Consider the following 14,976-nt stretch of genomic DNA (forward strand, 5'->3'; position numbering starts at 1 on the left):
ATAATAGTGGTACATTTAGTGGTACATTTAGTGGTACACGCCTATTAACCAAACGATTTGTACCACCAAGATGCCAAGAGTAGCAAAACCACTATCTGACTCTCAAATAGCCAGAGCAAAGCCAAAAGATAAAAATTACACTCTAACTGATGGTCAAGGGCTATCTTTGCGCGTGCGTTTTGGTGGGACAAAGGATTGGATATTTAGATACAAGCTACCCTTCACAATTAAACGTGTTGATATGAGTTTTGGAATTTACCCCAAAGTATCGTTAGCTGATGCAAGAACGCTTCGAACAAAAGCACATGAGTTGTTGGCGAAGGATATTGATCCTCGGGCATTTAAGGAACAAACAAAACGAGCTGCGTTAAACTCTTATTCCAATAGTTTTGCAAAGGTTATGCAGGAGTGGATAGTGGTTAAATCGACCAAAGTTAGCCAAGACCATGCAAACAAAATACAAGGTTCTTTAGAAAAGCATGTTTTGCCCGCGATTGGTAATCGTCCTATCAGCGAACTAATGGCTGCAGAAGTCATAGAAGTACTAAAACCTGTTCAAGCTAAAGGTCATTCAGAACAAGTAAAGCGGCTCTGTCAGCGTATCAATGAGGTAATGGACTTTGCTGTTAACACTGGTGTAATTCATATCAATCCACTTTCAAAGATGAATGCAGCGTTCTTAACGCCAACTAAAAAGCACTTACCAACGTTGAAGCCAAGCGACCTACCAAGATTGATGCAGACACTTAACATCGCAAGTATCAAAATAGTCACTCGTTGTCTGATTGAATGGCAGTTGCATACAATGGTAAGGCCAAACGAAGCAGCTACAACTAGGTGGGTAGACATAGATTTTGAAAAACAAGTGTGGACTATTCCCGCCGTAAATATGAAGAAAAAAGGCAATGGTGATCACGTTGTCCCACTAACTCAGCAATCTATCCAGCTATTAGAATTTATAAAGCCTATTAGTGGACATAGAGAATATGTTTTCCCTGCAGATAGAAATCCTCGCTCACATGCAAACAGCTCAACAGCCAACATGGCGCTTAAACGAATGGGGTTTGACAAAGAACTTGTAGCCCATGGAATGCGAGCATTAGCCAGCACTACATTAAACGAACAAGCCTTCGATCCAGACGTGATTGAAAGCGCCCTAGCCCACGTAGATAAGAACGAAGTTAGACGAGCTTACAATCGTGCGGAGTATATAGAGCGCAGAAGAAAGCTAATGCAATGGTGGTCTGAACATATCGAGCAGGCGGCCAATGGCAACATGAGCCTAGCCAATGCCACTAAAACACTTAGATTAGTTAACCAGTAATAAAACAGGGTGCTTTCTGGTTATGGGTTCGCAGCAGCGCTACTTTTCATTTGCGCAAGCATTTTCAAATTGAGTTAACGATGACGACAGTATAGTCGTTTGATGGTTTACCAAGTCTAGGGTAGTTCCTTCTTGCCTAATTGAGCGTCTTGATTCACACAAAGCTTTTTTGAGTATTTTTTCGCCCAGCAGTGACAAGTCACATTTAAAAGCACTAAAGCACTCATAGCTATAGATCACCAAACCAAATTTGATGTTCCTTAACTTATTTGTTGTATTTGGTTGTTGTTGATAAGAGGTTTAAAGGCGACGAATCGACTGAAGCGTTATATATTAATCTCGTCGAACATTAACAAACAAACGAGGTAAGTATCATGCATCTACGAACAAGAAAAGTAATCCGCAAACCAGAAATAAAAGCTTTAACAGGACTGTCTAACACTAGCTATTTTGAACAAATAAACAAAGGACTAACGGTTCCGTTCTTTAGTATTGGCGCAAGGGCTGTTGCAGTTTATGAGGATGAAATTACAACTGTTACTACAGCCAGAGCCGCTGGCAAATCAGATGATGAACTACGAGAAATCGTTAAAGCTCTAATCAAATTACGTGAACAGTCAGCAAATGACTTGTTCAAACATTTAGCGGCATAATGAGAAACATATGAAAGACGACACTACCCCCGTTCAAAAGAATAGTGCCTTACTTACAGATACTGATACGAGTGCTTCAACACAACGTGATCAAATTCTAACACATTTTAAAAACACACCATCACTAAATACTTTGGAGTTAAGAGCCTTAGTTTTTGTCTCGCCTGCATCAAGAACTTTAGAGCTAAAATACCGTGGCCATAACATCAAAGCAAACAAGGAAAATGTAATAACACCTGACGGGATGCTACATCGAGGAATTGCCCGATATTACCTATCATATGTTCCACCAGCTAATAATCAAGACATTGAGGTGGCAGTATGAATTTTGATAGCGTGAAGCCCGATTTAAGCGACCGAATAGCCGTTAAAACCATTACCCCAACACAAAGGTCTAGGTTACATACCAAGTCGCTAAGATTAGCCATAAATGCTCAGTGTTACGATTGTATTTATGATAAGACGGATGTGGGTAGTTGGCGGCAACAAGTAGCAGCTTGTCCTAGTGCTAATTGTCCTTTGTATTGTCAAAGACCTAAACCCATCAAAATTGGAGAGGCTGCATGAAAACACAAAAAGTACTTTCCATGCTAGACCACCAAAAGCGCCAGCTAAATCAAATTAATAGTCTGTCTAATATGATGGTAAATGCTGTCAGGCTATCTACGCATTCTGATAACGACTTGCGCGGCTGTATGAGTATCTTGTTTGATTTGTCTGATGACCTTATAGCCAGCCAAGAAATCATTGCTCAGAGTTTTATACAGCTTGGGATAGTGAATGATTGTGTCAACGGCATAGAGTAATCTGACAATGGTTAACAACCTAACAAACGCCCTATTAAAGAAGGGCGATAACTTAGCTTTATGCAACGGGCAACTAATCATCACGCCTCTTAGCGGCCAGCCAGTCCCTCGGGCTTGGTTGGCCACCAATAGAACTAAAATAATGTGTGAAATAGCACATCAATCAAATCAATCAATTTTCACTTATTCTTACTACCAAACAGGCATATACAACAGCGGGCGATCTCCTGGTGTAATGATGAAATTTAGTGATTTACTGACAGGCGAAGAAGCCTATGCAGTATTTAACGCAACATTAAAATACCAGAGAGCAACTAAGTCAAAGAAAGCTGGCGACTCATTACCAGATAGACATTTTCACATTCGAGACCGTGCAGCATTTTATAACTTTTGGATGAAAACAGGCATCGATATCCCAAGACGTTTCTCAGAATGGCATAAGTCCATGAGTAAATTACAGCATGTTTATTTTGTTGCTGAAAAAAGGTCTGGTGACAAATTAGCCAACAACTCTATCCAACCCTTATCGCTATCAAGTGCAGTAATACAGCAGTTGTTTGGTGACAACACAGCGACAAGCGAGCGACAAGCCAGCGACAACACGGCGACAAGGAATGGTGACAAGGAATGGCGACAAGGATTGGTGACAAGCAACGGTGACAAGGATATCGCTACAAGTCACGCCACAAATGGCCTAACACCTGATCCAAAGTGCGTGTCAAATGAAGTGCGTGTGTTTGAAAGTGCGGGGGATTTAAGTGCGTGTGCTTCAAACCGCGTTTTAAGTAATCAAGTAATGACGTGTAACGTAGTACCTTTAACACCTAATAAGAAGGCACCAGAGGAACAGTCTAATGATGAGTGGTTACAAGATTATAATTCAGCAGGTTAACAAATATTGAATAATTAAAATTGACTATGAATAGTTTTAAAAAATGGCCTAAACATAAATTAAGGTAAACACCATGACCACAGACCCAATATTAAGAGCCAAACAAGTCAAAGCGTTAAAGGCTTATTACAAAGATTCTACTGAACGTTTTCAGGAATGGGTGGCCGGCGGATATAGAGGTCAACCAAGAGAGTGTTTACCCTACCCTGAGTTTTGCAGAGACATGAAGTGCGAAGCTAAAACGCGCTCAGGCCATCCCTGCAAGAATGACGGTACAAGTTGGGCAAATGGTCGCTGTAAGTATCATGGAGGCGCTAGTACTGGTCCTGTAACACCTGAGGGTAAAAAACGAGTTTCAATGAACTCAAGACGACAAACCCCATGTGGACCTCACAAAACCTGACATTGAAAAGTAAATTTGAGGCACCTTGAAAACGGTCGTTTCTGATAGTTGCGTCATACGATGTAACCTAAACATTAATAGTAGTTTAACTCATGAGCCAGACTCACTATATCGTTATCAGCTTATTGATACTTGGCTTCATTTTTCATGTAGCTAGACGATTAGTTAAACGAGCTAACCACAGCAAACTCAGCTCCCCTGCAATTCCTCTTGCAGACTCTGGCTATTTAAACGACGACTTTATGTGCATTATGAAAGCTGATAGTTCAACTATTACTACATGCAGTGGAATGGTTGTTATTGGCTCAAGAAACAAGAAATAAACATCAAACCCATGTGAACCATAACATTACACTAACTAGACAAAGCCCATGTAGAGGGCGAGATTAGGGTGAGGTGTAAACAACGATATAACAACGAGATTAGATACTCTTACAAACTAAATGAAACGGCAACTTTACGGCAAGGTACAAAGCTCAAGCAAAGTTGACATTCAAACCCACCCGACCGTTCCTTGAAGAGCAATAAGCTCACAACAAGGCTAAATCAATTAAACATTATAATATCACCCAAAGAGTTAAGATTAGGTCAAGGGTTGGGTTTGACTATTTCCTAGTCGAATATGACTGCTTTCCAGTTGAATTTGACTACTTTCATATTTAGCTCACTTAAACATCATTTTGCTGTTAGTACGATGTTAGTGTTTAAGGCTTAGTCAGAAGGCACGCAGAAGAAAAAAGGGTAACATTAGGATATGGCTACAGGCATTGATCGCATCACTCAACAAACCCCTTGCGGACACTAACAGTTTGCCTAAATGTGTTAGTGGTTAGTTCTACTTAAAGCTGACTGGCTCCTATGAGCGAGGTCATTCGACCAATCGTAGCCGACCGTCTGCTTTACCCAAGGACGTAGCGATTTATTGTGGTTTAGCCTGCTAAGAGCGAATTAAAGTCATTGAGGATATTGATTTTTTGATGGAGCTATCACGGTAAAGCGGACAATAACGCTGCCAGCAAGCGCAGCTTTGTAGTGGTGGCTAAAAGCCGCAACGGAATAGCCGTCGCCGTGCCTGGCTTTGTTATGCATCTGAGTAGCTAAAAACATGCCACCCGCCATTCATGTACCTTAATCCTTTGCCGTTTAAGAGAACCCAAACCCCTGTAATGGGCTTAGGCAGCTTGGGTTCTTTACACGGAAGTGGCATTTTACCAAGAAAGTATGATTCAACTTCCCACGGTGCACCGCCGAGTAGCATTGGTATAAAAGCATGCTTTTCCTTGGCGCAGGATTTGCGAAGCTTCTCAACAACATCAAGCTTGTTATTACTACTTAAAAACGAGCCGACCCAATCAATAAAAGCATCACTACTTTGATTTATCGGCCCGCCACCACCATCCATGCTTAAATAAGCATAACCACTTCCATCTTTTTTGTATGTTTGAAAGGACGTTATCCCCAATTCGTCCAACTTATTGAAAAGCTCTAAATTAAATCGTTTTAGCTGCCAATCAACTGGTGTAAATTCTGTAAGACCTAGACTCTCACAATTAACGATTGCTTTTGAAAGATGAATCTTGAGCGATTTAATACTCGTTGATTTTTTGATTGAAACAAGCCAATCCCTCGATGAACAAACTTTCATAGGCCCTTTTGCTGGGCCAATATTCCATGTTACGGTTGCTACTGGATCGACAGAGCCAACACATTCAATAGCGTATGCAGGATCGCTCACTGGCCCAATTCGAAGATCGTACATTCCTGGTTTGGATCCATTATCATGGACTTCAACTTGGGTGCTTAATTCTTTGGCAACGATTTGCCGGGCCCAGTCTTCTGTTGTCATCTATAATTGATGCCTATATTTGCATAAAAGTTGTATTATGCGACGCTCGTCAGGTAAGCACCGCGACCGTAACAAATCTACAGTGGCTATCACAGTTGCAATTTTCCTCTATCAGCTCATTGATACTTTGACTAACCGATAGTTTCTTCCCATCCATTGACTTGCACCAAGTACAGTTTCGATCATCCTTGCACCCAACAACCTCATACTGTTTGAGGCCCATGCTTCTGTAATTTTGAATATTTTCGTCATGAGATCGAGCAAAATTGGCTTTCATCACAATAGACGACAAAACGCTTTTCGGGTCATATTGAGCACGAGCATTTTCATTTAACACAGCAAGCAACTCATGGGTAATTTGTAAACGAGGGTTTATCCCGAGCTCCTTTTTTTCTTCCGCCGTGAGTTTATTTCCCGTTTTATTCAGATCGATTTCATTATTTAAATGCTGGATTACAAAATCGATTTGATCTTTGTGGATTAGATCGCTTTTCTCAACTTCCCTCAAAAGGTAATGGTCCGGCTCACTGCGCTGGTCTGATGTTTCTTTGGATGGAGTTTTGCCAAAAAGCCTCTGGGTAAAAGTTAACATCGTTGTTCCTCTTTTTTTGCATAACGCCACCAGCAGGGGCACGAAAACCAGAGCGAAACGACGGTTTTTGTGTCCTTCTGGCTGGCCTTGTTATGCATTTCTTACGTGCTCGTTATATATTTCCTGCTGCCTTTCGGCAGCCGACTGCAAATCAGGGTTTTCATCAATTAGCTGATCAACAAGTATCGAAGGTTCACTACATGGCTTAAACCCTAAGCCTTCCCACGCTCTCATGCTAGCTGGCGCCATATTCTGAACTTGAGATTCGAGAGAAGTAAGATAGTTAAAATAGTTAGGGACTCCATTTTCTGGGATTTCAACGAATGTAATTCCACAGTACTTTCTAATGAAGAGTGTTCTGAGCCTTTTTGCTAGTGTTGCATCTTCTGAGCTTTGATCATTTGATGCGGACTCAGGGTCTAGTTTTTTACAGTACCTCCACATTCTTCCGGTGCAATAAGCTTGTGAAAGTTTGTGGCTTCTTCCTTCACTTCCAGTTACATGCTTGTTACCAGCTCTAATTCGGAAGCCCTCAGTGGCTTTTGGCGTACAGCCGATGTAGCGTATCTGTTTTTCATGATCCCATAGCGCGTAAATTCCGAAAGAGTCTGGCAAACCAGTTAGCAGTTTCGGTTCTGAAGAAGTTAATTTTTCAAATATATCTTTGCTTTCCATGCTCAATCTCTATGCATAACGAGGCTGTAGAATTACTCGTTTCTTATTAATCCCCCCTAACATAAGGGTGCCAAATGCATTACCTATATCGAGTCAATCGTCTACAGTACGTTACAGGCGCACTAAAATTTAGTGGTTTTGTCTGAATTAGTTATTCTACAGCCTCAACGCCTCATTAAGAGGCAAAAAATTGTTGGCTAAAATGTTGAACGGAGTGAAAACAGCCAACTGTTTTTTGTCCTTTTGAATGACTTGTTTACTATATGTTTATGCACCGAATTAAGGACCAATTAAACGAGTGCTACCAGCAGTACTTTTACTTGCAGATGGCTTTTTTATATCTTGTGGTGGAAGTAAAATAGGAACAGTAAATTGAACACGACTAGCTAGACTGTTTTTATTACCAGACTCTGCATTTGCGTTAGCCCCAAATATTCCAGTGATAACCTTAACTTTAGCTCCTGCTTTTGCAGTGTCCTCAGCCGTTACCGCAATATCAAAATTAACAGATTGCGCATAGTTGTTATTAGAATTATCCCACACAGCATTGCTAGCGACATTAGATGTATTTCTCATTAATCCTGAAGGGTTAACATTTGCACCTAACTCTTTTGATTTTTCTTGTGCATCAGCAACACCGCTAATTATTGAAACGAGTGTTTCTGAAACAAAGTCTTTAAGATCCATTTATGAACTCCTTAATTGAAAAACATATCACACTTATTATTGAGCATTTCGTATATGTAATTGCTCAGTTTGATTTAATCGCCGCCGTTATCACTACTTACCATTTGATTTAAGTACATGTTTTTTACTTTTGTAGTTACAAAAACATGAAAACCTAAAAAGAAAACTGACTTTAACGCGACTTTTTATGCTTCCTATTAAATACTATGAGCAAAATATTTTCCATCATAAAATGAATGACTTAGAATTTTTGAGAAAAACAAATTAAGACTAGGCAAAATTACACAATACGAAGCGAAATAGGCATTATTCATTAAATTTCATTATACCTGATTTTATATAAGGGCTATCCACTTAGCCCGACCAACCACTACATGTTGTGGTTCCTTTCTTTTGTCATTTAGGTCTTATTGGTGCGCTTAATTGACATAACGAATTGAAAAAATTAATGTCTTCTTAGAGCGAAAAGCGGTCATACGACTGAATAAACGTGAATGGTAAGCGATTGACCAAAGAAGTCATTGAGTACCTCGGTAAAAGTCAAAAATTGGCTCATCGCAGCCGTTCACAATAAAATGATATCTGACTCAACCGAGCAAATACCGGGCAGTCCACATCATGACTGACATGCCATCAAAGGCCACCCTTTCACCGCCTTATTTATCAAACCAAGTGATGGCATGGACCCAGAATGACAGGCACAACCGACCTTACAATTTAAACCAAATTGATGAGGTGGGGATTTTTACACATCTTATGCCCTTTAAAATGGGAAATCCCCTACACCCCAGTTTTTACGTTTTTTTCATCCATATGAATGTGTCAGGTTTCTTTACTATTTCAATCCCATGTTTTTGTAAGTGTATAATAAGCCATTGAATTAAAATGGTTTATTTATAATGGCGCAGTTAATGCATATTCATGACCACGCGACACAAGGTTCGATTTATTATATAAAAGGAAATAGGTATGTTTAAGATGATTACAAAGATTTTAGGAGTAATAGCATTAACAGGATGGATGGGAGCTGCAAATGCGACGTTGATATTTGATTTTTCTTGGAATTCTGCTAACGGTACAGTTACTGGCGAAATATTAGGGTTAGTGGACAACACAGCAGGGCAGGCCGCTACCGGGTTAAAGATTACGAGCGTTGCCGGGATTTACGGTGGGCGCCCGGAGTGGAATATATTTGACAGTTCGATCTGGGACGCCCCCGCATTTAATGATTTTGATGTCGTCGGCGGCGCGATCACGCGTAACGAGTTTTTGGTCTACTCACCGTCGTTAGTTGGAGTCCTCGATTTATGGACCAATCGATGGGGCTATAGGTCACCGTACGACCCCACTATTTTCATAGCACCCTATCCAGTACCTACGTTTGTTAATCGCGTGACAGTACCCGAACCTAGTTCGATTATATTGATGCTGCTGGGTTTAGCGGGCTTGTCATTTGCTCGATACAGAAAACAATATTAATCGGCTTGTCATCTAGCCCTGCATTTACCCATCGTAACCAGCGGGTAATATAGTCATCAAGCATAGCGGCTCTTTTGGGGGCCGCTAACTTTTGCTCATAAAGCTGACGTACTTTATTCACCGCGTTAGTTATCGTCTTCTCTGCTAAGCCCAATTCTGGCAGGCCAAATCGATAACCCAAAAAATCAAATTCTTTTTCAATACGCCCAATAAAGGTTTTATCCGGCGCTTGCTCCACTTTTAATTGATGAAAGTGTTGATTGACGGTTCTCACCGCTTTGCGCAAGTGCCAGCGGGTTTTGGCCAATACAATCAGTCGAGTAGCCCGAGGGAACTGCCCCCTCAGGCTCTCACAGAACCGGACGTGAACGTCTCCGCTCATCCGGCTCTTATCAATCAAGCCTTCGCGTACAACAATCGCCAGTGAGCAAACAACCAAGGTTGCTTATGCGCAATACGATTTAACCATTGCGCTGCTCGTCTTCGATGATTGCGTAAACGTTTATACTTTCGCGTCGCCCACATAATGAGACGACGATCTAAGCATTTAAGGGTCGGGTATAACGCTGACTTGTAGTAACGTCCATAATAGTTGATCCAACCTTGAATGATCGGATTGAACATTCGGGCAAGATCTTCCAGTGCTTTGTCGCTTCGTAATGGCCAGTTCCAATCACGTGATTTGTGCCGGATTGCTTTTGCAGCCTTGTTGCTGATTGCCGGAGTGAAATTAATAAAGTGTTTCCCCCACCGATTCTTTGAACGGCGAGAGCGAAAGGTATAACCCAGAAAATCAAAACTGACTTCTGCATAATCCCCTCGCCTGTCATCATCTTTACAATAGACAACTTTCGTCTTTTTAGGATGAAGCTCTAAACCCACTTGTTTCATTCTGGCTTCCAGCTTTTGCTTCAATTGCTGCGCTTGAGACTGGCTCTTGCAATGGCAAACTGCATCATCAGCATAGCGCTCAAAGGGAACATTCGGGAATTCCCGAACCATCCATTGGTCGAATGCATAATGGAGAAAAAGGTTAGCCAACAAGGGGCTAACGACGCCTCCTTGCGGTGTTCCTTTCTCCGGAAATTCCAGTGTGCCGTCTTGCATTTCAATCGGGGCTTTTAACCACCGCTCTATATACAATAGTACCCACTTTTCTTTCACATGCTTTTGCACTGCTCTCATCATCAGCTCATGATCGATATTATCGAAAAAGCCTTTGATATCAAGATCCAGTACCCAGTCACTTTTCCAGCAGCGCTTACGTGCTTGCCCCACTGCATCATGTGCCGATTTCTTTGGACGGTAACCATAAGAGTCTGAATGAAAATGCTGTTCCAACTCAGGCTCTATTAATTGTTTGGCTACCATCTGCGCAATGCGGTCAGTCACTGTAGGGATCCCTAAAGGCCTCATCTGTCCATCATCCTTGGGTATTTCAACCCGCATGACGGCGGATGGAAAGTAGCTGCCTGACGACAGACGATTCCAGAGCTTATAAAGATTATTCTTCAAATCCCCATTAAACTTTTCGATCGTCTGGCGATCAACTCCGGCAGCGCCTTTGTTGGCCTTGACCCGTTTGTATGCCTCCCAAACTTGTCGTTTGGAAATAGTAAACGGCTTTGCTTGTTTCAATCCAATCCTCCCGTTTCCGGTTGTTTTCTTTAGTTCAAGCTGATCGATGCTTCCCCTTCGCTCCACTTTCATTACAAAAGCTTCATCACTACTACGGGTCGCTCCGCCCCTGTGCCCTGCATCGGTACTCTCACACTTATGGGGCTACCACTTGTGTTTCTCCCTTATCATCAGGGCGACAGGTTCCCACGTTCCACATAAAAGCCTGTTTCAAGTTCACGCCATCTTCATGCCGGAGGCCGCCTAGCCAATAATCAGGTTTCCGCTAGACTTATCCCGAGGTAACGACGACCCCTCGGTTTTGACACTCGTCCCTACATTTTCGACACTTCAATAATGGTTCATTTGCATTCGTCTCCTTGAAACTCACCTGACAAGATCGAGCCTTGCCTTTTCCGTAACGCTCACCACCCCGGCTCTTTACCGACGCAGCTTACGGTGGTTTGAAGCCTCCACCTGCATGGCGGCTTCGAGGGGCCAAACCCTCATCTTTTATGCAGCATAGCTGCATGAAGGACAATGTCCTTCTTTGCGCCTTCGTGGCACACCGTCATCCATGTACCTGCGATAAAAATAGCGGGTGTCACCTGCCATCTGCTCATCTAAGGCTTTTAAGTAATAGGCGGCGATTACCGGTGATAAGGGGCAGCCTCGCGATATACCGCAGTGTATGGATTTAAACGTACCGCCTCTTTCAACGCTACGTTTCACAAATTGCACTAACAAGCGCCAGATAAACGGGTCGGTGATGTCTTTATCCAGTTGCTTGAGCAATATCGTATGGTCAATCGACTCATAATAGCCCTTCACATCGGTTTTCATCACGTAGCGATAATCAGGCAAAGCCCAGTTCTGCATCCAGCGTAGGTCATTCACGGTGGCTTTTAGTCCCCCATGGCCTTTGATATGAGTACACAGTGAGGATAATGCTAATGCCTCCGGTAAGGCCATGGCTAACATCTTTAATACCAGCGCATCTTGTGATGACCACAAGTGAAGGGTTTCACCATCGGCTTTGGTGACCACGCTCAGTGGCAAGAAGGTGTAATCTTGCTTGTGGAGTGTTTGCAGCAATTCACTATGAATTGTGTGCCAATGAAAGCGCAGATGCCAGATATCGGCATTGGCGGGAAAATTACGCCGCTGCTTACACAGCCATGAATAAGCGGTATCGAGAGTGGCTTCGGTGAACACATGTTGGGTATCTAGCATGGCTTAAGCATAGCTGAATGACTGCTAAGGGAGCAAGCTTGGATTATTTTTAGAAAAGCTGAATGACCGGTATTGGCACATGGCCGACGGATAGAGGAAGTTGATGTTGAAGGGTTTTAGCAGCAAAATGCAGCAATATAATTCTTCGTTTGTATGTCGGCTTTGTCGGAACACCTGCCATTAGGATACCAACCGATAACATCAAAAAGTCTAAAGGTATACAGATTGCCTGAACGACTCCTGATCGCTCATTTTTGCCGTTCACTAAAACGAATCACATTGTAAGGTCACAAACTGAGGCTTGACTAGGAAGTTTGTGCCAACTGCGGTCATAGCGAGTTTTCTATCTAATATATGGAGTTATACAGCATCCTTTTTATTAAATACCTCTATGTTGCCTTAATACTATATATCATTGGTTACTATTCGGTGACCATCTACTGCGTCAATTTCATCTTCGAGTTTTTCCAGAAAGACTTCTAATGCACTCGGTATATCAGCGTCACCAGCCCCAACGTTAATAAGCGGCTCATATACAGCGTATTTATCCGCGGAGAAAGTTACCGTTTTCAACAGACCAACGACATCTATGGATACTCCTTCTTCTGGATCAAGCGTTACTTTTACCGATTCAGAAACCGTTTCGGAGCCTTTGAACTTGCCCGAAACGCCGAATATTTCTTCTATTTCAGCCGAGACACTAATTTCCCCTTCAATCATTTCGCTGATGGAAAATGTATGCTCCACTTGATTGGAAGAATTATTCACATATTCAGCTACTGCTTCCATAGGCATCTCATAGGTCGCGTCCTCAGATTCTATTTTATTCTTGTAGATAATACTTTGAAATCCCCAGACTACGGCTTCATAAATAGCGCAATCACATTTCCCTTCATGCAGACGGGAAGGTTCATTGTCATAAGCACCTGTCAAAGCCTGACATTCTGTACAGCCATCGGAACCATCAAAATAATATATGTATCGTGCTGACCAAGGACTGTCCATTATTGAATCTCCAAAATATCATCAAGTTTGTAACCAGCATCTAACAGCCCCGCGTAACGAACACCCAAACGATAGTCGCTAAGTGATTTTGATCGTTTGACGAGAGTGCCCCCTTGCAGTTGATAAACCGTGGTATTTTCATCATCTACTGACACGGCTTCTCCGAGCAATCGAACTGTGGAAATCGTAATGACATTACCTTTTTTTATTCGATGGACTGTACTGAGCTTTACGTCGCCATCAACATAACGATGGGACAAATGAAGTAACGTCGCTTCAGGAATTTCCCACAGCTCCTTTCTTTCCTGGACAATCCGATCATTGATGTCGAAACGTCGTATGGATTGCCCAGAATTTTCGTCAATTTCTTCCACGACATCTGTGCCTGGTATTAGTGTAAAACGGTAGCGACTCTTTTTTAAATTACTTAATTTCAGATTGGCAGTGAATTGCTTAAACCCCACTGCTTCAATCAAAATGCGAGCGGCTCCATAACGCACACCTGGCAACCAGAAAGTACCATCGTTGGCAGTGATAGCCCGTCCCGCTTTACAATAAATCGTCCCCTGCTTTATAGGTTGTCCATCTTCGGACAATAATAAACCCTGAACTATGCCAGTGTAATCATATTGAATGGCTAACTTCTGCCATTCTGTTGCTGTAGCTTCATCAATAGGTGTCTTCAACAAACCTTTTGCAATAGACTCATCGATTGCATTCACCACCGTTTGTGGTTTAAGCGAATAGAGTTTCGCCAAATTTCTAATTCCTGCAGAATAAAGCCCTTCCGCAAATTGGCCACTATCCACCACTTGTAACAGTTCTGCCTGGCGACAAAATTTTAGTAGTACTCGTCGATTAAGTTCTGGAAAGTTTCGTAACCGAATTTTCAAACTACGTAGTGGAAGTGATAATAAATCTTCTGCCCAAAAAAGCCCTATGGCCTGCAACTTATCAGCCGTTATCAGGCCTATGCCTTCAATCTCCCGTAGTGAGTGTTTCGCATACATTTTCACTCTCTCCCTCTCCTTTTTCTTGTCATAATTAATATGAAAAAATACTATTGTTATCCGTAAATTTTTGCATGATCGTGAATGAGTAATTGCTCATTAAGAGATATACCATTAATGAATAATTGACAAAGTTCGCGACCATATTTCTCATTTAAACCACAATAAACTTCGACCTCCACCCAGTCTCCCACTTTTATAAATTTTTCAACAAATTTTCGAGCGGCAACGCCTAAAGCATATTCGTCTGAATCATGTCTAACACTAAAAGTTTCGGGTGCATCCACGGCAATCAGGCGAAAGCGTTTACTAAGGCTTAGGTCAAATCCAAGTGATACAGTCAGGTCTATGGTATCAGCGTCAACAATACGCTCTACCTTTCCCCAGTAGTCATAGGGTTTGATTGAATGAGGTGAAAATTTATTTCGATAGCTTCCTACTGCATCTTTTATTGCAGCTTTTGCTTCAGCGACCTCCATATTGGCCTCCTTGCTTTAATGATAATAGACTGTCCTCAGGCAATATCGTGAGGATATTTGGCGCAAGTATATGTGTCCTTGACCATCGAAATTTATACATTCACCCGACCATTAACAAGAATTATATTAGCACTAGGTCTACCCTAGTTGCCGGACTAGATATCAATCTATCGATTCCCATACTCAGAACGTAAACGATTGAATTTACCGGCATTACGTGAGTTGTCTTAGCACTTATTATCTTTATGTGTATAACTACATCTGACGTAATAAAC

Annotated in this window: 18 protein-coding genes; 8 read left to right on the forward strand and 10 right to left on the reverse strand. The window is 41.9% G+C overall.

The genetic code is table 11. The features are described 5' to 3' along the window. Window positions 1–70 precede the first annotated feature (70 nt). From CXF95_RS19765 to CXF95_RS30050, 7 genes are all read left to right on the forward strand, one after another. Window positions 71–1,324 carry an integrase domain-containing protein gene (locus CXF95_RS19765; RefSeq protein ID WP_101200297.1) on the forward strand — a complete coding sequence of 418 codons (1,254 nt, stop codon included), beginning with the start codon at window positions 71–73 and terminating at the stop codon, window positions 1,322–1,324. A gap of 374 nt (window positions 1,325–1,698) precedes the next feature. After that, entirely contained in the window at window positions 1,699–1,977 is a 279-nt protein-coding gene (locus CXF95_RS19770) for an AlpA family transcriptional regulator (protein WP_101200298.1), read from the forward strand. 10 nt (window positions 1,978–1,987) lie between these two features. Next, entirely contained in the window at window positions 1,988–2,302 is a 315-nt protein-coding gene (locus tag CXF95_RS19775; RefSeq protein ID WP_101200299.1) for a helix-turn-helix domain-containing protein, read from the forward strand. Next, window positions 2,299–2,544 (forward strand): hypothetical protein, encoded by a 246-nt coding sequence (locus tag CXF95_RS19780; RefSeq protein WP_101200300.1) that lies wholly within the window; start codon window positions 2,299–2,301, stop codon window positions 2,542–2,544. The genes CXF95_RS19775 and CXF95_RS19780 overlap by 4 nt, the downstream gene beginning before the upstream one ends. Next, window positions 2,541–2,783 carry a hypothetical protein gene (locus CXF95_RS19785; protein WP_101200301.1) on the forward strand — a complete coding sequence of 81 codons (243 nt, stop codon included), beginning with the start codon at window positions 2,541–2,543 and terminating at the stop codon, window positions 2,781–2,783. The genes CXF95_RS19780 and CXF95_RS19785 overlap by 4 nt, the downstream gene beginning before the upstream one ends. A gap of 238 nt (window positions 2,784–3,021) precedes the next feature. Then, entirely contained in the window at window positions 3,022–3,675 is a 654-nt protein-coding gene (locus CXF95_RS19790) for a hypothetical protein (protein WP_198556645.1), read from the forward strand. A gap of 73 nt (window positions 3,676–3,748) precedes the next feature. Next, a complete protein-coding gene (locus CXF95_RS30050) occupies window positions 3,749–4,078 on the forward strand; it encodes an HGGxSTG domain-containing protein (protein ID WP_198556646.1) in 330 nt (109 codons plus the stop codon). 1,081 nt (window positions 4,079–5,159) lie between these two features. On the opposite strand, the gene CXF95_RS19800 is transcribed toward CXF95_RS30050, so the two are convergent. The 4 genes from CXF95_RS19800 to CXF95_RS19815 all read right to left on the reverse strand — a co-directional run bounded on the left by CXF95_RS19800 (window position 5,160) and on the right by CXF95_RS19815 (window position 7,878). Further along, a complete protein-coding gene (locus CXF95_RS19800; protein WP_101200303.1) occupies window positions 5,160–5,924 on the reverse strand; it encodes a hypothetical protein in 765 nt (254 codons plus the stop codon). A gap of 49 nt (window positions 5,925–5,973) precedes the next feature. Continuing rightward, the gene (locus tag CXF95_RS19805; RefSeq protein WP_101200304.1) at window positions 5,974–6,516 is read right to left on the reverse strand and encodes a hypothetical protein; all 543 of its coding nucleotides are present in this window, start codon (window positions 6,514–6,516) and stop codon (window positions 5,974–5,976) included. Between the two features lie 90 nt (window positions 6,517–6,606). Beyond that, window positions 6,607–7,191 carry a hypothetical protein gene (locus CXF95_RS19810; protein WP_101200305.1) on the reverse strand — a complete coding sequence of 195 codons (585 nt, stop codon included), beginning with the start codon at window positions 7,189–7,191 and terminating at the stop codon, window positions 6,607–6,609. Between the two features lie 279 nt (window positions 7,192–7,470). Beyond that, a complete protein-coding gene (locus CXF95_RS19815; RefSeq protein ID WP_101200306.1) occupies window positions 7,471–7,878 on the reverse strand; it encodes a hypothetical protein in 408 nt (135 codons plus the stop codon). A 969-nt stretch (window positions 7,879–8,847) separates the two neighbouring features. Between CXF95_RS19815 and CXF95_RS19820 the strand changes: the two genes are divergently transcribed. After that, window positions 8,848–9,357, forward strand: a complete 510-nt coding sequence (locus CXF95_RS19820; protein WP_101200307.1) for a PEP-CTERM sorting domain-containing protein — start codon at window positions 8,848–8,850, stop codon at window positions 9,355–9,357. On the opposite strand, the gene CXF95_RS30055 is transcribed toward CXF95_RS19820, so the two are convergent. The 6 genes from CXF95_RS30055 to CXF95_RS19850 form a co-directional block, all read right to left on the reverse strand. Further along, on the reverse strand, window positions 9,296–9,739 hold the full coding sequence (locus CXF95_RS30055; protein ID WP_198556647.1) for a hypothetical protein: 444 nt from the start codon (window positions 9,737–9,739) through the stop codon (window positions 9,296–9,298). The two genes, CXF95_RS19820 and CXF95_RS30055, sit on opposite strands and share 62 nt — an antisense overlap. Before the next feature lie 14 nt (window positions 9,740–9,753). Then, on the reverse strand, window positions 9,754–10,995 hold the full coding sequence (gene ltrA / locus CXF95_RS19830) for a group II intron reverse transcriptase/maturase (RefSeq protein ID WP_232787564.1): 1,242 nt from the start codon (window positions 10,993–10,995) through the stop codon (window positions 9,754–9,756). 492 nt (window positions 10,996–11,487) lie between these two features. Then, entirely contained in the window at window positions 11,488–12,207 is a 720-nt protein-coding gene (locus CXF95_RS19835) for a reverse transcriptase domain-containing protein (protein WP_101200308.1), read from the reverse strand. 405 nt (window positions 12,208–12,612) lie between these two features. Continuing rightward, a complete protein-coding gene (locus tag CXF95_RS19840) occupies window positions 12,613–13,212 on the reverse strand; it encodes a hypothetical protein (RefSeq protein ID WP_101200309.1) in 600 nt (199 codons plus the stop codon). Continuing rightward, on the reverse strand, window positions 13,212–14,222 hold the full coding sequence (locus tag CXF95_RS19845; RefSeq protein WP_101200310.1) for a carboxypeptidase regulatory-like domain-containing protein: 1,011 nt from the start codon (window positions 14,220–14,222) through the stop codon (window positions 13,212–13,214). Before CXF95_RS19845 ends, CXF95_RS19840 begins: the two co-directional genes overlap by 1 nt. A 56-nt stretch (window positions 14,223–14,278) precedes the next feature. Next, window positions 14,279–14,701 carry a thermonuclease family protein gene (locus tag CXF95_RS19850; protein ID WP_101200311.1) on the reverse strand — a complete coding sequence of 141 codons (423 nt, stop codon included), beginning with the start codon at window positions 14,699–14,701 and terminating at the stop codon, window positions 14,279–14,281. Window positions 14,702–14,976 lie beyond the last annotated feature (275 nt).

Origin of the sequence: Paraglaciecola sp. MB-3u-78 (genome assembly GCF_002835935.1) — a bacterium.
Classification (GTDB): Bacteria; Pseudomonadota; Gammaproteobacteria; order Enterobacterales; family Alteromonadaceae; genus Paraglaciecola.